General features: G+C 50.5%; 17 protein-coding genes. 14 read left to right on the top strand and 3 right to left on the bottom strand.

From position 1 onward, the window contains the following. Positions 1–11: 11 nt before the first annotated feature. The 10 genes from ACE5LO_RS09610 to ACE5LO_RS09655 all read left to right on the top strand — a co-directional run bounded on the left by ACE5LO_RS09610 (position 12) and on the right by ACE5LO_RS09655 (position 11,893). Positions 12–473, top strand: a complete 462-nt coding sequence (locus ACE5LO_RS09610) for a GAF domain-containing protein (RefSeq protein WP_375519801.1) — start codon at positions 12–14, stop codon at positions 471–473. Between the two features lie 35 nt (positions 474–508). Then, positions 509–1,540: a sensor histidine kinase gene (locus tag ACE5LO_RS09615; RefSeq protein ID WP_375519933.1), complete on the top strand. Its 1,032-nt coding sequence runs from the start codon at positions 509–511 to the stop codon at positions 1,538–1,540. A gap of 6 nt (positions 1,541–1,546) precedes the next feature. Next, positions 1,547–2,194, top strand: a complete 648-nt coding sequence (locus ACE5LO_RS09620) for a response regulator transcription factor (protein ID WP_375519934.1) — start codon at positions 1,547–1,549, stop codon at positions 2,192–2,194. A gap of 227 nt (positions 2,195–2,421) precedes the next feature. Beyond that, positions 2,422–3,939: a nitrate/nitrite transporter gene (locus tag ACE5LO_RS09625; RefSeq protein WP_375519802.1), complete on the top strand. Its 1,518-nt coding sequence runs from the start codon at positions 2,422–2,424 to the stop codon at positions 3,937–3,939. A 38-nt stretch (positions 3,940–3,977) separates the two neighbouring features. After that, positions 3,978–4,994, top strand: a complete 1,017-nt coding sequence (moaA, locus tag ACE5LO_RS09630) for a GTP 3',8-cyclase MoaA (RefSeq protein WP_375519803.1) — start codon at positions 3,978–3,980, stop codon at positions 4,992–4,994. A gap of 146 nt (positions 4,995–5,140) precedes the next feature. Next, a complete protein-coding gene (locus tag ACE5LO_RS09635; RefSeq protein ID WP_375519804.1) occupies positions 5,141–5,857 on the top strand; it encodes a YwiC-like family protein in 717 nt (238 codons plus the stop codon). 27 nt (positions 5,858–5,884) lie between these two features. After that, positions 5,885–7,012 carry a TIGR04053 family radical SAM/SPASM domain-containing protein gene (locus ACE5LO_RS09640; RefSeq protein WP_375519805.1) on the top strand — a complete coding sequence of 376 codons (1,128 nt, stop codon included), beginning with the start codon at positions 5,885–5,887 and terminating at the stop codon, positions 7,010–7,012. After that, positions 6,996–8,432 carry a protoporphyrinogen oxidase gene (gene hemG / locus ACE5LO_RS09645; RefSeq protein WP_375519806.1) on the top strand — a complete coding sequence of 479 codons (1,437 nt, stop codon included), beginning with the start codon at positions 6,996–6,998 and terminating at the stop codon, positions 8,430–8,432. Before ACE5LO_RS09640 ends, hemG begins: the two co-directional genes overlap by 17 nt. 143 nt (positions 8,433–8,575) lie before the next feature. Next, the gene (locus tag ACE5LO_RS09650; RefSeq protein WP_375519807.1) at positions 8,576–9,592 is read left to right on the top strand and encodes a 2-oxoacid:acceptor oxidoreductase family protein; all 1,017 of its coding nucleotides are present in this window, start codon (positions 8,576–8,578) and stop codon (positions 9,590–9,592) included. Continuing rightward, entirely contained in the window at positions 9,593–11,893 is a 2,301-nt protein-coding gene (locus tag ACE5LO_RS09655) for a thiamine pyrophosphate-dependent enzyme (RefSeq protein WP_375519808.1), read from the top strand. A gap of 229 nt (positions 11,894–12,122) precedes the next feature. Here ACE5LO_RS09655 and ACE5LO_RS09660 read toward each other — a convergent pair whose 3' ends face one another. After that, positions 12,123–13,685 (bottom strand): FAD-dependent monooxygenase, encoded by a 1,563-nt coding sequence (locus ACE5LO_RS09660; RefSeq protein WP_375519809.1) that lies wholly within the window; start codon positions 13,683–13,685, stop codon positions 12,123–12,125. A gap of 270 nt (positions 13,686–13,955) precedes the next feature. On the opposite strand from ACE5LO_RS09660, the gene ACE5LO_RS09665 reads away from it, so the two are divergent. Next, on the top strand, positions 13,956–14,597 hold the full coding sequence (locus ACE5LO_RS09665) for a TetR/AcrR family transcriptional regulator (protein WP_375519810.1): 642 nt from the start codon (positions 13,956–13,958) through the stop codon (positions 14,595–14,597). Between the two features lie 78 nt (positions 14,598–14,675). Here ACE5LO_RS09665 and ACE5LO_RS09670 read toward each other — a convergent pair whose 3' ends face one another. Further along, a complete protein-coding gene (locus tag ACE5LO_RS09670; protein ID WP_375519811.1) occupies positions 14,676–15,239 on the bottom strand; it encodes a PadR family transcriptional regulator in 564 nt (187 codons plus the stop codon). A 188-nt stretch (positions 15,240–15,427) separates the two neighbouring features. Here ACE5LO_RS09670 and ACE5LO_RS09675 point away from each other — a divergent pair, with 188 nt between their 5' ends. Next, positions 15,428–15,907 (top strand): tautomerase family protein, encoded by a 480-nt coding sequence (locus ACE5LO_RS09675; protein WP_375519812.1) that lies wholly within the window; start codon positions 15,428–15,430, stop codon positions 15,905–15,907. A gap of 133 nt (positions 15,908–16,040) precedes the next feature. Here ACE5LO_RS09675 and hcp read toward each other — a convergent pair whose 3' ends face one another. Beyond that, entirely contained in the window at positions 16,041–17,726 is a 1,686-nt protein-coding gene (hcp, locus tag ACE5LO_RS09680; protein ID WP_375519813.1) for a hydroxylamine reductase, read from the bottom strand. 218 nt (positions 17,727–17,944) lie between these two features. Between hcp and ACE5LO_RS09685 the strand changes: the two genes are divergently transcribed. Further along, positions 17,945–18,628, top strand: coding sequence for a succinylglutamate desuccinylase/aspartoacylase family protein (locus ACE5LO_RS09685; protein WP_375519814.1), 684 nt, complete (start codon positions 17,945–17,947; stop codon positions 18,626–18,628). Between the two features lie 60 nt (positions 18,629–18,688). Further along, entirely contained in the window at positions 18,689–19,564 is an 876-nt protein-coding gene (locus tag ACE5LO_RS09690) for a YheC/YheD family protein (RefSeq protein ID WP_375519815.1), read from the top strand. Positions 19,565–19,619 lie beyond the last annotated feature (55 nt).

Below are 19,619 nucleotides of genomic sequence, written 5' to 3' on the forward strand. Positions count from 1 at the left end.
AGATAAGGCTGATGAATAATAAGGTGGATTATCAACGGAAGCTTGACCAGGTCCGCGAAGCATTCGGTTACGATTTCATGGCTCTTTCTCTTGTGGAATCCGAAGAGTACCATTATGTGATCAAATGGAAATACGCCTCAGGCAACCTGAATGACCGCTTCCGGCGCATTGTGCTGCAATCCGGCAAGGGGATAGCGGGAATCGTATTCAAAACAGGGAAGCCGCTGTTAATTCCATCCGTTCATCAACAGTTGGGTTTGGAAAGTCTGTTTAATTACCCGATAGTACAGTCGGAAAAGCTGAGGAGCCTCTGGGCCGTGCCGTTATGGAATGACGCCCGCGTAGCGGGAGTGCTGCTGGGCGGCTTTCGCGGCGAGGAACGGCGTGTAACGGAGGAAATGCTTAAATCCATGGTGGAATATGCACGGGGCGGATTCGGAGATTTAAACGGGAAGGAACTGATGGCCAATTGACAACACAAGCAGAGACAGGCCAGATCATTCCGATGATGATGAAGCTGTTTGAAAACAGTATTGAAGCGATCTTCTTTTTCAATAAGGAAGGAAAGACCCTCGCGATGAACCCGGCCGCCGAGAAAATTGTCGGTGATGAGGTGATCATGCAGCTTCACCAAGGGGCAGATCGGGCTCTATGCGGGACCTGCCGGGGCTACACAAGCGAGACGGAGAATCGTACCTGCCTGGATTGCTTTTTCAGCATGCCGGAAAGTGAGGAATTCTCGTCTTTCCAGGTCTATATGGAAACGAAGGGAAAAGGGGTCGTGCCTTATGCCGCTTCCTTCCATACCGTTGATCGGGAGAATGGCGTCCGTGTGTTTATGCTGAGGGATTTGACAAGACAGTTCCAGACCCAGGAAAGATTCTTTCAAAATAAAATGATGAAACACGTGATTGAAGCGCAGGAGAATGAGCGCAAACGGATTTCCCGCGAGCTGCATGACAGTGTGGCGCAGGAGCTGATGAGCGCCGTCGTTGATATGAGGGTACTCAAATATGTGACGAATGATGAGCAGGTGCTCAAAAAAGTGAAGCACACCGAGGCTTCCATGATGAGGCTGCTTGATGATATCCGCAATCTGTCCGTGGAGCTGCGCCCGGCCGCCCTGGATGATCTGGGGCTGGAGGCTGCTTTCCGCACGTATTTCAAGCGGATTGAACAAAGCTACGGGCTTGTCATTAATTTTGCATCTCATCTGTCCCGGAAGCGCTATGGCAGTGAAGTGGAGACCGTTATTTACCGGGTCTGTCAGGAAGCTGTATTAAATGCGTTAAAATATGCGCATGTGGACAGCGTGACTGTTACTATAACCGAGATCGGTCGCAACCTGCAATTGGTCATTGAAGATGAAGGAGCCGGCTTTGAGCTGCAAGGCGAGCCGATCGGCACCGGACTCGGGTTATATGGCATGCAGGAGCGGGCTGAACTGGTCGGAGGCAGCTTCAGTGTATTTTCGGAGCTTGGGAAAGGCACAAGGATTTTTCTGCAGGTTCCGGTCGGTCAGGGCGAAGGGGAGGAATAACACTTGATAAAAATAGTCATTGCGGATGACCATGCGATCGTACGGAGCGGCTTCTCCATGATCCTGAATTTTCAGGAGGACATGGAGGTCATCGGCGGGGCGGCTGACGGCCTGGAGGCCTATTCCCTGGTGGCGAAGCTGCGGCCGGACGTGCTCATTATGGATCTCAGCATGCCTCCAGGAGAAAGCGGACTGATCGCCACCGGCAAGATCAAGGAGGAATACCCGGACACCAAAATTCTGATCCTGACGATGCATGATGATGAGGAATATCTGTTTCATGTGCTCAAAAACGGCGCTTCTGGTTATGTATTGAAAAATGCGCCGGATGAAGAGCTGCTGCTGGCCGTTCGCACCATTTACCGGGGGGAGACCTATATACATCCCAAAATGGCCACCTCGCTGGTGCGTGAATTTTTCAAGAAGGATAAGACAGCTGAACCTGCGGACATGTTCGACCTGCTGTCCAACCGCGAGCTGGAAATCCTGCCATTGATCGCCAAAGGCTACGGTAACAAGGAAATCGCCGAAATGATCTTTGTGTCGGTCAAGACGGTGGAGGCCCACAAAGCCAAAATCATGGAGAAACTGAACCTGAAAAGCCGCCCTGAGCTGGTAGAGTATGCATTAAAGAAAAAAATGCTGGAATTCTAATCTGAAATCCTGATACACCCTGGAAATTCACAGGATCGACAATTGTTGATCCGGTGTACTTCCAGGGTGTTTTTTGCTTTACCGGAAAGGAGGGGGGAGTTTTAGGGTTTTCCCAAATTTGCAAAGGGAACTCCCTTATATATGGTGCTTTCTCCGCCAGCTACAATAGGGACAGAAACTGAGGACCAAAATGCTCAGCGACAAAAATAACGAAAAGGTGAGTCCAAATGGTTAAAAAGCTGCAGTTGCCCCTGCAATCCTTAAACCTCGTTGTCGGGTTCATGGTGTGGGTCATCATTTCATCCCTTATGCCCTACATTAAAGAGGACATCGGCATTCCTGCCGACAGGCTGGCGATGGTCACCGCCATCCCCGTTGTGCTCGGATCGGTACTGCGAATCCCGCTCGGCTATTATGCCAATATATTTGGAGCGAGAATCATTTTCCTGGTCAGCTTCATTCTGCTTCTTTTTCCCGTCTATTACATAAGTGAAGCGTCTTCGTACGCCGATCTGATCATTGGCGGACTATTCCTTGGCATAGGCGGGGCGGTGTTCTCAGTCGGGGTTACTTCACTGCCAAAGTATTACCCAAAGGAAAAGCTTGGCTTCATCAACGGCATCTATGGCATGGGCAACATCGGAACAGCCATCACCACATTCTCGGCTCCGATTGTGGCAACACAGATCGGGTGGACGGCGGCAGTGAAGCTGTATCTCATTCTTTTGCTCGTATTTATCGTATTAAATCTGATCTTCGGAGACCGGCATGAAACGAAAGTCAAAACGCCCATTATCGAACAGCTTAAAGGTGTTTATAAAAACGAAAAGATGTGGTTGTTCTCTTTGTTTTACTTTATAACGTTCGGCTCGTTCGTCGCGTTTACCGTCTACCTGCCGAATTTTCTGGTGTCGAATTTCGAACTGGACAAAGTCGATGCCGGGATGCGCACCGCCGGTTTTATTGCGCTGGCTACCTTTATGCGCCCGGTCGGCGGCTGGCTGGCGGACCGCTTTCAGCCGTTATTCCTGCTGATCGGCACATTTGCCACCTATACATTGGCTGCCATTCTCCTTGCCTTCTCGCCTTCCATCGGGCTGTATACGGCAGGCAGTCTCGCCATTGCGGTTTGTGCGGGAATCGGCAACGGAGTCATTTTCAAGCTGGTGCCTTTTTATTTCAACAAGCAGGCCGGCATCGTGAACGGCATTGTATCCATGATGGGCGGTCTGGGCGGTTTCTTCCCGCCGCTGATGCTGTCGGCCATTCACTCGCTTACAGGCCAATATTCCATCGGATTTATGCTGCTGTCGCAGGTAGCTTTGGCGAGTCTGGTGATCGTTGTCTGGCTCTACTTTCAGGATCGTCTGGCACTCTCGGCTGAGGTGTTTGCATCGACCGGACAGGGTATTCTGGTGACGGATGTGGCGGGAACCATCAAAGCAGTCAATCCTGCCTTTTCCAAGCTTACTGGCTACGCGGAAGAAGAGGTGATTGGCAAAAATCCGAACATTCTGAAATCCGGCAGACAGTCGAAAGCATTTTACGGTGAAATGTGGAAGGCCATCAAAAATCACGGCATGTGGCAAGGAGGCATCTGGAACCGCCGCAAAAACGGCGAGGAGTATTTGCAGTGGCTGAACATCAGTGCGGTGAAGGACGAGAGCGGCGAGGATATCCGTTATGTGGGAACGTTCAGCGACATCACCGAGCAGCACCGGAAGGGAAAAGAAATTCATTCATAGCTTATTTGAACTACCTCTAAAAGAAGGAAGGTGGCCGCATGACATCCTATACACTAAAAGACAGCCTGCTGCGGCCGATGCGCGATTTGCGCCTGTCGGTAACGGACCGCTGTAATTTCCGCTGCACCTATTGCATGCCAAAAGAAGTGTATGGTCATGATTTTGCGTTTTTGCCCAAGTGTGAGCTGTTATCGTTCGAGGAGATGGAGCGGCTGATCAGGCTCTTTGTTTCCCTTGGGGTGGAGAAAATCCGTCTTACCGGGGGAGAGCCACTCATGCGGCCGGGTCTTCCCGGATTTATAGCCAGAATCCGGTCCATTGAAGGCGTAGAGGACATCGGTTTAACCACCAACGGCTCGCTGCTTGGACAGCAGGCGTTGCCTCTTTATGAGGCCGGGCTGCGCCGCCTGAACATCAGCCTTGACGCCCTGGCCCCCGGAATTTTCGGCCGGATGAACGGCAGAGAGGTGGGCCCTGCACACATTCTGGAGCAGATCGAGTGTGCCAGAAAGCTTGGTTTTACGGTCAAAGTCAACATGGTTGTGCAAAAAGGCGTAAATGACAGCGAGATTTTACCCATGGCGGGGTATTTCAAGGAACGGGGCGTTACGCTCCGTTTTATTGAGTTTATGGATGCGGGAAATGGAAACGGCTGGAGTTATGCCGGTGTGGTAACCAAACAGGAGATATTGGATCTGCTCGCGAAGGCTTATGAACTGGAGCCTGTGCACCAAAGTTATTTCGGAGAGGTGGCACAGCGCTACCGTTACCTGGATGGTTCTGCAGAGGTCGGTTTTATCACCTCGGTAAGTGAAGCCTTTTGCTCATCCTGTACCCGGGCCCGCCTGTCTTCCGACGGAAAGCTCTATACATGCCTGTTTGCAGGCCAAGGTTTTGATCTGCGCAAACTGCTGCGGTCCGGAGCGGATGACACGCATATGCTCAATGCGATTGTGGACGTGTGGGAGCGGAGGGCAGACCGGTATTCCGAAGAAAGAACGGAGCAAACGGCCAAAACCAGAAATAAAATCGGCATGTCCTATATTGGCGGATAACAGCTGGCTGCAGACATTGAGCTGCCAACGTCATGACACGCAAGGGATTAAACTGCAAAATCACGTGAAAACCTGCACAATTATAGACGCTTAAAGTGAGCAGCTTGTCTGAAAAAAAGTCGGTCAAGTGAAAGGAGATTCATGGTATGAACAGGTACATTCCCAAACAGCATGGCGCGTGGGTCATGCTCATTCTTCCGTTTTTGACGGGGCTGGCAGTCAGTGGACCGCACGGCATTCACATCCCGCTGTTTGTCTGCTGGCTGGTGCTCTATTTATTCACTTTCCCCGCGCTGCAGTGGATTAAAACAGGTAAAGGGGAGCGATATTGCAAGCCTGCCATACTATATGGGGCCATATCGCTGCCTTTGCTAATTTTTCTTGTGTGGTATGAGCCTCAACTCATCTGGTATGGAGCGCTGCTGCTGCCTTTTTTTGCGCTGAATGTGTATTATGCCAGAATCAAACAGGAACGCGCTTTATTGAATGACATTGCCGCCGTTTTGCTTTTTTGCTCCTTTATATATCCTGTCGTCTATCTCGGAGGGGGAACAACGGAGTGGCGGACAGTGAACGAACTGTTTGTGCTGCTGGTGCTCTATTTTGCGGGGACTGCCTTGTATGTCAAAACTGTGCTCAGGGAAAAAAACAATCCACGTTACTACTACGCATCTGTGGTTTATCATCTGGTGATTATGCTGGCAGCAGCCTCGATCAAGCCGCTGTTGTTTATTCCCTTCCTTATTTTGCTATTGCGGGCTGTCCTGCTTCCCGGCCAGGGGCTGAAGGCAAAACCGACAGGGATTGCGGAGATGGTGTTTGCGGCTGTTCTGTATGGTTCTTTCTTGATTTTAGTTGTTTAAAATTCGGCTCCATAGGAGGAGATTTGCATGATCGCTTCAGGGTCTGTACGGGATTATCATAAAGACCCCTTTATCGTGATTTGGGAGGTCACGCGGGCGTGTGCCTTAAAGTGTCTGCATTGCCGGGCGGAGGCCCAGTACAGACCCGACCCCCGCCAGCTTACATTTGAGGAGGGCAAGAGGTTGCTGGACCAGATTGCTGAATTGAATCATCCACTCTGTGTTTTCACAGGTGGAGATCCGTTAATGCGTCCCGACCTGTTTGAGCTGGCCAGGTATGCCATTGCAGAGAAAAAGCTGTCACTGTCCATAACACCAAGCGCCACCCCCAAAGTGACACGCACCGCAGTCGAGAAGGCAAAGGAAGCGGGCTTGTCCCGTTGGGCATTCAGTCTGGATGGTTCATGCGCGGATATCCATGATCATTTTCGTGGCACTCGCGGTTCCTTTACAATGACGATGCGCGGCATCGGTTATTTGCGGGAGGCGGGCATTCCCATTCAAATCAATACGACGGTTTCACAATATAATCTGCATGATCTTGCGCAAATTGCTGAGAGAGTCAAGGAGATGCAGGCTGTGCTGTGGAGTGTGTTTTTTCTGGTGCCCACTGGCCGTGCCATGGAGAAGGACATGATTTCGCCGGCACAGCACGAAGAAGTCATGAGATGGCTATACGAGCTGCAGCAGCGGATGCCCTTCGGAATCAAAGCGACAGAAGCTCCTCATTACCGGCGGGTTATTTTGCAAGAGCAGCGCAAGAAGCGCGATGGTGAGGAGAATAAAGCCACTGCGGGAGTCCGCAGGACGACGGATGCGTTGGGACGTGCTCCGAAAGGTGTCAATGACGGCGACGGGTTTGTGTTTATCAGCCACACGGGCGAGGTATATCCCAGCGGGTTTCTGCCGCTGGCCTGCGGAAATATACGGGAGAAATCGCTGGCGGATATTTACCGCGGCTCTACCGTCATGCAGCAGCTTCGGAACAAATCATTACTCAAAGGAAAATGCGGAGTTTGCGAATTCAAAACGGTCTGCGGCGGCTCCAGAGCGAGGGCTTTTGCACTGACGGGGGACTACTTGGAAAGCGACCCTTACTGTGTGCATGTTCCACAAGACTGGAAAGGAGAACGGCGGAATGCAGAGGGCTGTTAAACGGATCGTTGTGCTTGGTGGAGGAATCACGGGTTTAAGCGCGGCGTTTTATTTGCAGAAGCAGGCGGGGGGAAAAGGGATTCCGCTGGAAATCACGCTTGTTGAACAAAGCGACAGACTTGGTGGCAAGCTGCATACGGTTCACAGGGACGGATTCATGATTGAAAAAGGACCGGACGCTTTCCTGGCACGCAAGACCTCCGTCCTGGAACTAACGGCGGAGCTCGGCATGGAGGCGGACCTGGTCTCAACCCGTCCGAGCGCCAAGACAACCTGCATTCTGCACAAAGGCAAGCTGCACCCGATGCCGATGGGGTTTATTCTGGGTATTCCGACCAGGATGAGCCCTTTCATCCGTACAGGGCTTATCTCTCCCTGGGGCAAAGCAAGAGCGGTCCTGGACCTGATCCTGCCTGCAAGAAAAGGCAGTGAGGACGAGTCGCTTGGCGACTTTATCGAACGGCGGCTGGGGAAAGAAGTATTGGAACAGATTACCGAGCCGCTGCTTTCCGGCATCTATGCGGGTGACACCCGCTACTTAAGTCTGCTGTCAACCTTTCCGCAGTTCAGGCAGATGGAGCAGAGACACCGCAGTCTGATTAAAGGCATGGCTCTGGGAGGCGGGCAAAAGTCTTCATCGTTGCAGGGCCTGCCGGAGATTGCCCAAAAGAGCATGTTTCTATCCTATAAAAATGGAATGTCTGCTGTGATCGATCGGTTGGCGAAAAGGCTCGACTCTGTGCGGTTTATCATGGGTCAGTCTGTGGTCAAGGTTCGTAAAGAAGATGAATATCGAATTCACCTGGAAAATGGAGAAACGCTGGGAGCTGATGGAGTGATCTGCACGGTACCGGCTTTTGTGGCCGCCCAAATATTTGCCGGTGCGGCGGATGTCGGCTGGCTTAATAAAATCAACTATGTCTCCGTGGCCAATATCGGGCTGGCATATCGGAATGAAGATGTGAATCATGCCTTTGCCGCGTCAGGCTTCCTGGTTCCGCGCAAGGAGGGCAAGAGGATCACCGCCTGCACCTGGTCCTCCGCCAAATGGGCTCATGCCGCTCCCGAAGGTCATACCTTGCTGCGGACATATATCGGGCGGGCCGGCGCGGAGGACTGGGTCCATTGGACTGACGAAGAGCTGGCGGGTGCCGCACGTAAAGACCTGAAAGACCTGCAGGGCATAACGGCCGAGCCTGAGCTGGTCGAAATCTCCCGCTGCAATCGTGCAATGCCGCAATACCCGGTCGGCCATATGGAGCAGATGAGGCTGCTGAGGGAACAATTTGCACGCCATTTGCCCGAAGTACAGCTATGCGGAGCAGGTTATGGGGGCGTAGGAATTCCGGATTGCATACGACAGGGAAAGGAAGCGGCAGAGCAATTGCTTAACACTGTATCGGATATGCGGAATCAATAAGAACGAAATTAGGAATAAATTTGGAAAAATGATGGATTGTGAGCACAATCACATTGTTCGAAATGCGGTATCGTTAAACTTTAAATTACAAGGAACATTTGCATAAAAATCCAACCAATTCATCAAGGAATGAGGAATGCCAATTGTCCATTTTACCTCAGAAAAACAGGCTGGGATTTTATGAAATCCGGCTGGAGTCGATAGGAGGCCTTGGCGCGAATCTGGCAGGAAAAATGCTGGCTGAAGCCGGCGTAACCGGCTCCGGTCTGAATGGATCGAATTTTTCCAGCTACGGCTCCGAGAAAAAAGGTTCCCCTGTCAAGGCTTTTGTCCGCTTCTGCGATGCGCAGGTGGAGATTCGGGACCACAGCCCGATCGAGCAGCCTCATGTGGTCGGGGTATTCCATGAAGCTCTGTATAAAACCGTGGACGTCTGTGCAGGCTTGCTTCCGGGCGGAACGGTGCTCGTGAATTCCGCACGCGAAGCTGAACAGGTAGCACGGGACATCAAGCTGACCCGCGGCACGCTGGCCGTTGTGGATGGGTTGAACATTGCCGTGGAGGAGAAAACGAAGGTAAATACGGCCATGCTGGGAGCGCTGTTCCGGATCTGCGGTTTTCTGGATCCGGACAATATGCGGGAGGTCATTCGCCGCACTTTTCAGAAGAAGCTACCGCACTTGGTAGAATCGAATATCAGAACCTTCAATCGTGGTTATGAGGAAGTCCGTTTCCTCACACTGCAGAGCCAAGCTGAAGAAAGTCAGGACGGGTATATACGGCAGGAGCCTTTGCTTGGTTATTCCACGCAGGAGCCGGGAGGCATTCTTACCGTTACAGCGAGCAGTGTATTGAAGGATTTGAGCGGCTCCAGACAGGGCTTTATTCCAAAATTCAATAAAGAGGACTGCATTAACTGTGCCGCTTGCGATACCGTTTGCCCCGACTTTTGTTTTGTATGGGAGAGAAGGCCCGACAAGCGGGGCAATTCGCAAATGTTCATGGAGGGAATTGACTATCAATACTGTAAAGGCTGCCTGAAATGCGTGGAAGCTTGTCCGACGTCTGCGCTAAGCGAGATGCTGGAGGTCCAGCATTATGCCGAGCAGCATCGGGTGCCACAGAAATTCCCATATCTGACGATGGGGGGAGTACACTAAATGAGCCTGCAAACGAAAGAAAAGAATACGAAATTGGCATCAGCCCATGATCAGAAAACGGTGTTTGAGTCAGGCAACGAGCTGGCCGCCATGGCGGCAGCCCAGATCAACTATCATATTATGGGTTATTTCCCCATCACACCTTCAACCGAAATTGCCCAATACCTTGATATGATGAAAACACGCGGAGAGCATGATATCCGGCTTATTCCGGCTGACGGCGAGCATGGATCGGCGGGGATTTGTTACGGAGCGGCGGCAGCCGGCGCGCGTGTGCTCAATGCCACCAGCGCGAACGGATTGCTCTATATGATCGAACAGTTGCCTGTACAGGCAGGCACCCGTTTTCCCATGGTAATGAATCTGGTGACAAGGGCTGTCAGCGGGCCGCTTGACATCCGCGGGGACCACTCGGATCTCTACTACGCCTTGAACACGGGGTGGGTGATTCTCACCGCCCGCTCGCCGCAGGCCGTATACGACATGAATATTATGGCGCTGCGCATTGCGGAGCATGAGGAGGTGCGATTGCCGGTCATCGTGGCTTACGACGGCTTCTTCACCTCCCATCAGAAGCGGCGGGTACAGATTTTCAGCGACCGTGAGACTGTGCAGCGTTTTGTGGGAGAAAAGCCTTCCGCACAGCCGCACGTGCTGGATCCGGAGCGGTCCATTGTAGTCGGCGCGTACATGAATGGCGAAGACCTGACGAACAACCATTATCAGCAATCTGAGGCCATTCTGCGCGCAGGTGAAGTTTTCCGCGAGGTGGCGGAAGAATATGCGGCCCTGTCGGGAAGAAGTTATGGGGCGCTGGATGTGTATCAGATGGAGGATGCCGAGGTCGCATTATTCCTGCTGAATTCAGCGGCTGAATCCTCTAAGGATGTCGTTGACCGGCTGCGCTCACAGGGAATTAAGGCGGGACTGATCAGCCCGAATATTTTGCGCCCGTTTCCGGCCGCAGCCGTCCGTGATGCCCTGCGCGGGGTCAAAGCGCTGCTTGTCGGAGAGCGTGCGGATTCTTACGGTGCCAATGGCGCAAATCTCACGCATGAGGTGAAATCGGCGATTCAGGATATTCGCGGGCCACAGCCTGTCGTGCTTTCCCGCATCTTTGGCTTGGGCGGCAAGGATTTTTATGCGGACGATGCGGAAGCCTTTTTTGCCCTTGCTCTGGATGTCGTGGAGAAAGGGTTTGCCGAAAAGCCGTTTGATTATTACGGTCATACACCCGGCAGAAATGAACAGAAGCTGGTTCCTGTCATTTCCCCCATGGCGGGAGAAGCGTTCAAGTCGGGGCTGATTACCGTGAGGATGAACGAGGAAACCCGCAAGCTTGCAGTTAAAATCCCGCCAATGCGCTCATTAACGGCCAAGCCGAAGCGGATCGCTTCGGGACACGGAGCCTGCCCCGGCTGCGGCATTTTTCCCGGCCTGGAGTTGTTTTTCAAGGGAATTGAGGGCAATGTTGTGACCCTGTTCCATACCGGCTGTGCATATATTACGACAACAGGTTATCCCTATAACTCTCATAAACAGAGTTTCATTCATAATCTGTTTCAGAACGGCCCGGCGACATTGTCGGGTACGGTAGAAGCTTTCTTTGAGCAGAAGCGGCGCGGGGAATTGGATGTGCCGGACGATTTCACTTTTGTCATGATCACTGGTGACGGGGGCATGGACATCGGCATGGGCTCAGCGATCGGTACGGCGCTGCGCAATCATAAAATGATCATTCTTGAATATGACAATGAAGGATATATGAATACCGGGGCACAGCTGTCCTATTCCACTCCCTTGGGGCATATGACCAGCACCTCCGGTGTGGGCAAAAAGCAGCAGGGCAAGCCATACCAGCACAAGGATACGGCTCAGATTATGGCGGCCACCCACATCCCTTATGTGTTCACGGGCACCGAGGCGTTTCCGCAGGATTTGGTGAAAAAGGCGGCCAAGGCCCAGTGGTATGCCCAAAACGAAGGAATGGTGTATGGCAAGCTGCTGATTACTTGCCCGTTGAACTGGAAATCGGAGGACAAGGAAGGGGAGAACATCGTCCGGGCGGCGGTGGATTCCTGTTTCTTTCCTCTCTATGAAGTGGAGCGCGGAGAGACGAACATCACGTACAATCCGGAAGACAAGAACAAGCGTGTGCCGCTCACCGATTGGCTCAAGTACATGGGCAAATCCAGACATTTGCTGAAGGAAGAAAACAAAGAACTGCTGGCGGAATTTGAGCGGGAGGTTGAGCGCCGCTGGTCTATTCTGAAAGCCAAGCACGAGAATCCATTATTATAAGTTTTACGAAGGAATATTGACGCTGAAAAAAAGGCATGATTGATAGGGTCGTCCCAAAAATGTTCGTATGACATGGGAATGTCCCGATTTACAACACAAAAGGACCTCAAATTCCACTGGATAGTGGAGATTGAGGTCCTTTTTCTGTAGAAAATCGGATCATCCAGTTCGTGTCTTTCAAGGCAACAATCTGACCGTTGGGGTCGGATTGTTGTCAGGGCATTATACGTCAGCCTTTGGACAAGAGGGGAAGCAAGTAGTCCAAGAGCGATTGGGTATCTTCAATCAAAGCGCGCATCGCTACGTATCCGTCCGGCCGAATCAATACGAGCTCGTTATTTTCCGCAGCGTAGGCGCGGTGCGCGTTCCCCTCGTGATCTACGATCACGTCCGCGTCCTGTAGTTGCGTTCGTACGATTCGGTGAACATGAAGTTGACTGTTGTCGATATCCGGCAGCGACGTGCTGCCATCGACAAAGGCGAGAAGCGTCCAGTGCGGCCCGCGCAGCAAATCAAAGACGCTTCCTTCAAAGGCCCTTCCTTGAAGGCCGTTTGCCTCAGGCGCCCGATCTCCGGGCAGGGGACCCTTTTCAGGGGAATCGGTTGCAGCTCGTGAGAGAGAGCTGAACCGATAGGAGACAAGAAGTCCGGTTGTCAAATCATCGGAAATCGTGCTCAGCGATTTCGACAGTTTCCCCGTGTCTGTATCGTTGCCCATCACAGCGCCTATCTTCGCGGTGCTGTCCTCCAGAACAGCACGAGCGACGGGGCGGCGCTCCTCGTCATACGTATCGAGCAACGCCGCATCCGCACCGCGCAGCACGGCTGCCAGCTTCCACCCCAGGTTGTAAGAGTCCTGCATTCCTGTATTCATGCCTTGACCACCTGCTGGCGAATGCACATGGGCCGCATCGCCGGCAAGGAAAACCCGTCCTTTGCGGTAATGTTCGACCATGCGCACGTTGACCCGGTAGATGGACAACCAAGAGGCATCAGTAACTCGGACTCGTCCCGCTCCGGCCCGGCGGTCAAGCATAGCTTGATAAAGCTCAAGTGACGGCTGCTCCGGCTCTTCGATCTCTTCCGAAATCGTGGCTTGCAACTGAAAGAGATCGCTATTCGGAAGGGGGGTAAGACCAAACATGCCTTCCTTCGAAACCCAGATGTGAATGCGGTCTCGATCCAGCCCTTCCAAGCGGATGTCTCCCAAGTACCAGCGTTTATTTTCATAGGTTTCCCCGACAAGTGACAAGTTCAAGAGCTTGCGAACGTGGCTCTTGCCGCCGTCCGCGCCGACGGCATAGCGTGTTCGGATTTGCCGGATTCCTTCGGGCGTTTCTACGGTCACGGTGACACCATCCTCATCTTGGCTCAGATCAACGGCTGTAGTTCCAAGTTCTACTTGGCCGCCGAACCGGGCATACTGTTCACGCAGTGATGCTTCCACATCAAATTGGGCAATCCAGAGCGGATCAGGGTAAGGTGACCGGAGATTTGCGTTTGCGGAGACCGTGATGCTTGACTTGTCGACGAACGAGCCATCCGCGTTGTAGTACCGAACCGGAATATCAACGACCCCTTTCCGAACGATGCTGTCCACGACCCCCAGATCGTCCAAGACTTCGAGGGCACGGGGTTGGATGGCTTTTGCCTTGGATGCTGTATTAAAGGAACTGGAACGCTCGATGATGCGATGAGAGATGCCATAGCGGGCTAGATCGCAGGCCAGTGTAAGTCCGGTTGGACCGGCTCCGATAATAAGAACATCAATGGTTGGCAAAGTGAAATTCATGTTGAATGCCTCCTTATATGTTTGATTAATTATTATACTACACCGTGCAGTGTAGTTAGTAAAGTGAAAAAAATTCCATGCCTGCTTTCCTTCATTACGGAGTTGATATGAAACGAAATACATTTTATACTTTACCGTGTAGTGTAGTGTAGTGTAGTGTAGTGTAGTGTAGTGTAGTGTAGTGTAGTGTAGTGTAGTGTAGTGTAGTGTAGTGTATTACTTTATATATAGCCGAGATCTTTTGGAAACTATAGTCCGGGGGTAAAGATCATGACAGCCAATTTGACGAACAAACCACGGCGCGAAAGCGCCATGCGAAAACGCGCCGACATTCTTGCGGCAGCGCGTCATTTGTTCCTGACGGAAGGATTCGACCGCTCAAGCGTCGACACAGTGGCGGCGCAGGCGAACGTGTCCAAGCGGACGGTCTACGATTATTTCGGCGATAAACGGGCCTTGCTGCTCGCCGTCGTTGAGGAGACGGCGCAAGCAATTATGGTCTCGATTGAACAGGCGATCGAAGACAGGCTTCAGGAAGTCTCCGACCTTGAGCAAGCGCTTATCGCGTTCTGCGAGCAAATTATGACGTCAACCATCGGGTCGGCCGATTATGCTGCGCTTCTACGGCTCGTGACGATGGAAGCAGAGCACTTGCCGGATTCGATGTATGACCAAATGGACAGGATGCCGGAGGAAGCGCTCGCCAGGCGCTTGGCCGAATTCGGGCAGCGCGGATGGTTGACGGTGCCGGATGCCCAGCTTGCCGCGAAACATTTCGCTGCTTTGACATTTTTGTTGGTTTTGAGTTATCCGGGACAGGAACGCCAAGAGGAAGATATCCGGAGCCAGCGGCTTATTGTCGAAGGGGTTCGTGCCTTCCTCCGCGCCTATGCGCAGGAGCATCGGGAATGACCCTGTTTACAATAGATTTTGTATAAACACAATGGTGTACCAGGGTCTGAATTTCGAGTCCAGGTACACCATTCAGTTTTACTGTTCATTTTTAAGTGTTTGAATACTGTTCTCGCACCAACTGATTAAACTGCTAAACTGACTTTTCCCATATTGAATAGTAATCATCCAATATTTAAAATTGTTATCTTTCTTCTCTGTATTTTGCAGCCACGTCTCGAGTTCTTCAAAAATTTTCAGGCTTTCCTCAAGTTTTCTTTTATGTTCTTCGATGTGCATGATGATCGTCTCGGGTGAAGTATTACTGCCAAAAAATACTCTTAGCAGCAGCTCATTTTTTTTAAGCATGACCACATGCTCCATCGGTTGGGACAGCCAGTGCGATAATGTCTGCCTGCCTTGGTCGGTGATACTGTATAGTTTTTTATCAGGTTTTCCTTTTTGACGAATGATTTTAACCTCAATATCATGTTGATCGAGCAACTCAGCCAAAGTAGGGTAGATTTGTCCATAATTCTCATTCCAAAAGTAACTCGTGCTCTGTTCCATATGTTGTTTTATATCGTAACCGGTATGGGGTCCCAGAGCCAGTATGCCTAACACGGCAAACTTCGTATTGGTTTTCCCCGACTGCTTTGCCATTACATTCTCCCCCAGTACATCAAACAATGTCATGATTTATTATATCTCATCAAAGGGAATGTCACATCTTTATAATATATATTAAAATAATATATATTATTTTAATAATAAGTGTTGACAACGTTTATAGGCGGATTTATAGTTTTCTTATCACCACCAAATTTACGAGTCAAAGGGAGAATTCAAATATGACTATGATTAATGTTAATTATCCTGTAGGCCGTATTTCCGTTGAACAGCGTCGTCTTTTGGCGGAAGCCTTAACAGATGCGGTTCTAGTTCCGGAAGTCGGGCAATACTGCCCACCTGCAAGGGAAGGATTCCAGGTTCATTTCACCGAGTGTCCGGCTGATTACATGGCGATCGGAGGGAAACTGTTATCAGACCAGCCAGAACGTGATGTAATTACAGTTAATGTTTTGGTGATGGATGGAGACTGGCCGAATGAAGTCCGCAAAGAGGTGATTGAAAATATTTTTGGGAGTCTCACCAAAATACTTGAGGTGCCAGAAGCATCTCCGAGTTGGTGGGTAAGCTTCCAGGTTATCGAAGAGGGAAGCTGGGGTTCTCGTGGAGGCGTGCTCTCCGTTTTGGATTTGTTAGATTCAGGGGTTTTTACCGAGGAGAAGAAGCAAGCAATCTGGAATAACATTTCATCGGCAAACTGATTCCGGTTACGACATAAACAGCGCAGAGTTGAAGTGTATGGGAATGATGCGTATGTATCAAGTACAAGCTTTTTAAAAATAAATCCCCTCTGGCAGACAGTGAATAAACACTGAAAACCAGAAGGGATTTTTTTCAAGCGCCAAGGAACATTTTCATGTCATCTTCCACGTTTGTTATGCCGCCGATTCCGAAGCTTTCCACCAACACTTTGGCGACATTGGGGGACAGGAAAGCGGGCAGTGTAGGGCCGAGATGAATATTTTTCACACCAAGATGCAGCAGGGCAAGCAGGACGATAACCGCCTTCTGTTCATACCAGGCAATGTTATAAGAGATCGGCAGCTCGTTAATATCGTCAAGTCCGAAAACCTCTTTCAGTTTCATGGCGATCACGGCGAGTGAATAAGAGTCGTTGCATTGGCCCGCGTCCAGCACACGGGGGATGCCGCCAATTTCACCAAGGTCAAGCTTATTGTATTTATATTTGGCGCAGCCTGCCGTCAAAATGACGGTATCGCGCGGGAGCTGCTCGGCAAAATCGGTATAATAGCTGCGCGATTTCATGCGGCCGTCGCAGCCTGCCATGACAAAAAATCTTTTAATGGCTCCCGTCTTGACCGCTTCCACCACCTGGTCGGCCACGCTCATAACGGCCTCATGGGCGAAACCTCCGATGATTTCACCCGTCTCAAGCTCTGTCGGAGGCAGACAGCGTTTGGCTTGCTCGATTAGAGCAGAGAAGTCCTTAGGCTGGCCATTCTCACCTTCCGGGATATGGCGAACTCCCGGATATCCGGTGTTGCCTGTCGTATAAATACGGTCGATATAGCTTTTTCTGGGGGGAACAATGCAGTTGGTCGTCATCAGAATCGGACCGTTGAAGGCTTCGAATTCTGCGTTCTGCTTCCACCATGCGTTGCCGTAGTTGCCGACGAAATGATCATATTTCTTGAAAGCAGGGTAGTAGTGGGCGGGAAGCATCTCGCTGTGGGTGTATACGTCAACACTCGTGCCCTTGGTTTGTTTCAACAGCTCTTCCAGGTCCTTCAAATCATGTCCGCTAATCAGGATACCCGGGCGATTTTGCACTCCAATATTCACCTTTGTTATTTCTGGCTGCCCATAGGTGCTGGTGTTGGCCTCATCGAGCAGGGACATGACCTTCACGCCAAATTTGCCCGCTTCCATGTTCAAGCTGATCAGATCGGCTGCTTCAAGGGTATCGTCAAGTGTCGCAGCAAGCGCCCGCCGCATGAACAGGTCAACTTCCTTGTCCGTGTAATTCAGCTGCCAGGCATGATAAGTGTAGGCGGCCATACCTTTCAAACCATAAGTCAGAAGCTCGCGCAGGGAGCGGATATCTTCATTGGATGTGGAAAGGACACCAACCTGGCGGGCTTTGACATCAAAATGCTGCTCGCTATCGGCTTGCCATACGGCTGCGTCAGGGAGAGCTGCGGCTGCATCCGGAAACTGCTCATTCCGGTATGCAAGCACCTTTTGCCGGAGAATCAGCGCTTCCCGAATTTTGTTTACAAAGACAGCCCGGTCGAAGTTCGCATTCGTAATTGTGGCAAATAAGGAATCTGTGATAAACAGGGAGACACGGTGATCCAGCTCCTCAGGAAGCCGTACATCCAGGCTGAGCAAGGAGATTCCTTTCAGCAGATAGACAAGCAAATCCTGCAGATTGGCCACATCATGCGGCTTGCCGCAGACCCCGGCCACAGTACAGCCTGTGCCTTTGGAAGCTTCCTGGCACTGGAAACAGAACATGGACGGCTGGTGGGTTAATCGGTCCGTTTCATTTTTATTCATAAGTAAATACCTCCCGGATCAGATTGAATGAATGACGGTTAGGGGTTGGTTTCTTTACTGATATAGGAAGCATAACCCATGATAAAATGAGACCTTGTGATTCGAGTCACAACTTTTCAAACTTGTCGTGATTCCGCAAATTCTCCGGACAGTTTGTCCGTGTCCCTTAAACAAGCTTGACCGTATGATACTTTATCCGGTACGGGAGGTGATTCCCTATGAAAATCAGTGAACAGATGCTCGCATCACATACCAGGTATAAAACTCCATACAGCATGATCAAGGGCAAGAATCCAGGTCCGACCGTGATCCTCACTGCCGGGGTTCACGGCAATGAAGTTGCCAGTATCCGTGCCGCTGAGCAATGGCTGAAAAAATTCCGGCAAGGAGATTTCGTCATCAGCAGAGGAATGTTGATTCTTGTCCCCATATTCAATCAGGCTGCTTACAAACAGCGTACCCGCGGCAAGCCTGATTTAAATAGAACCTTTCCCAAGAGCCCCGGGAATACAGCGAGACATCCATTGTCTAAAGATCTGTTTGAGCTGGCCGAGAAATTGCGCCCTGATTGGTATATTGATCTCCATGAAGCTAACGGTCTTTCCAGCGTAAATCCCAAACGCTTGGGCCAGACGCTCATTACCAATCCCGGCAGCAAAGCCATACCTGCAGCCAGAAGAATCGTAAGCAAAATGAACGGCAGCATTTCCGATTCCACCAAGCATTTTACAGTCCGTCTCAAGCATAAAGAAGGATCAGGTCGTACGGCGGCAAGCCGGCTGCTTTATGCCAAAGCCATTACCGTAGAGACCTGCTGGAGCCTGTCGCTTACGAAAAGAATTGATTATCAAAGCCGGATTATTCACTATCTTCTTGAAGAAGCCCGTTTAATAGACAGGTGATCCGATAACAACCATCAGAGCATCCCTGAGGGGAAATCAATGAGAAGAGGTGATTAGGAATTGCCTGCTCAAGAAAACAATGCACGACAGCAACTTGCTACTTTAGGAAGTAAATGGTCAAAAACTAAATTTTTACTTAAAAACCCAATTCTCCGTAAATATGTTCCCGATACGAGTCTGTATTCTTACGATGCACTGCTTAATATGTTGAACAAGCACAAAATGGTCTACGTAAAGCCGGTTAAAGGCACAAGCGGAAATGGAGTTATTAAGGTTGTCAAACATAACAACACCAAATTCGCTTATCATGCCGGAACCAGCCCGCGAAGCTTTGCAACATATAAGGAGATGTTCACATCCTTGGAACAAACGAAGTACAAAGGTGAGCATATTGTGCAAAAAGGCATTGATCTGCTTACTTATAAAGGACTTATTTTCGATCTCCGTGTTATGGTGCAAAAAAACGAAAAGAAACAATGGGAGGCCACTGCTTACATTGGTAGACTGGCCGATCCCCAAAAAGCCGTAACCAATTTCCATAACGGCGGGACACCGATGCCGCTAGAAGCCCTTTTTCGTACCTATTTAAGTGAAGACAAGAACACTAAATATATCCAATCTTTAAAAGACCTCGGCTTACGGATTGCAACCGAATTTCATAAAAGCTATCCGAAGTTTATGGAAATCGGAATCGATTTCGGGCTGGACTCGTCCCTGAAGCCTTGGATTATTGAAGTGAACACACGCCCGGACGCTTATATTTTCGATCAGCTAAAAGATAAAAAAATGTTTCAGCGGGTTATTTTCCTTAAAAGGTTTCACGGCCTGATAAGCAGCAGCAGATTTCGTAAGAAAATCAGAGGCAGTAGCAGAATTCGCAAGAAAATCAGAAGCAGCAGCAGATTAAAGCTTCGTGAAAAAACCAGAAACCGATGAAAAAAGACCAACTTGGGCATTTCCAAGTTGGTTTTTTGCTTAGTCGTGTGGTTAT

The organism is Paenibacillus medicaginis (genome assembly GCF_042138635.1).
GTDB lineage: Bacteria > Bacillota > Bacilli > Paenibacillales > Paenibacillaceae > Paenibacillus > Paenibacillus medicaginis.

Excerpts from the sequence above, each read along its gene's own strand:
- ACE5LO_RS09665 (WP_375519810.1), top strand. The coding sequence starts at position 13,956 with ATGACAGCCAATTTGACGAACAAACCACGGCGCGAAAGCGCCATGCGA.
- hemG (WP_375519806.1), top strand. The coding sequence starts at position 6,996 with ATGCAGAGGGCTGTTAAACGGATCGTTGTGCTTGGTGGAGGAATCACG.
- ACE5LO_RS09675 (WP_375519812.1), top strand. The coding sequence starts at position 15,428 with ATGACTATGATTAATGTTAATTATCCTGTAGGCCGTATTTCCGTTGAA.
- moaA (WP_375519803.1), top strand. The coding sequence starts at position 3,978 with ATGACATCCTATACACTAAAAGACAGCCTGCTGCGGCCGATGCGCGAT.
- ACE5LO_RS09685 (WP_375519814.1), top strand. The coding sequence starts at position 17,945 with ATGAAAATCAGTGAACAGATGCTCGCATCACATACCAGGTATAAAACT.
- ACE5LO_RS09640 (WP_375519805.1), top strand. The coding sequence starts at position 5,885 with ATGATCGCTTCAGGGTCTGTACGGGATTATCATAAAGACCCCTTTATC.
- ACE5LO_RS09655 (WP_375519808.1), top strand. The coding sequence starts at position 9,593 with ATGAGCCTGCAAACGAAAGAAAAGAATACGAAATTGGCATCAGCCCAT.
- ACE5LO_RS09625 (WP_375519802.1), top strand. The coding sequence starts at position 2,422 with ATGGTTAAAAAGCTGCAGTTGCCCCTGCAATCCTTAAACCTCGTTGTC.
- ACE5LO_RS09615 (WP_375519933.1), top strand. The coding sequence starts at position 509 with ATGATGAAGCTGTTTGAAAACAGTATTGAAGCGATCTTCTTTTTCAAT.
- ACE5LO_RS09660 (WP_375519809.1), bottom strand. The coding sequence starts at position 13,685 with ATGAATTTCACTTTGCCAACCATTGATGTTCTTATTATCGGAGCCGGT.
- ACE5LO_RS09635 (WP_375519804.1), top strand. The coding sequence starts at position 5,141 with ATGAACAGGTACATTCCCAAACAGCATGGCGCGTGGGTCATGCTCATT.
- ACE5LO_RS09610 (WP_375519801.1), top strand. The coding sequence starts at position 12 with ATGAATAATAAGGTGGATTATCAACGGAAGCTTGACCAGGTCCGCGAA.
- hcp (WP_375519813.1), bottom strand. The coding sequence starts at position 17,726 with ATGAATAAAAATGAAACGGACCGATTAACCCACCAGCCGTCCATGTTC.
- ACE5LO_RS09670 (WP_375519811.1), bottom strand. The coding sequence starts at position 15,239 with ATGGCAAAGCAGTCGGGGAAAACCAATACGAAGTTTGCCGTGTTAGGC.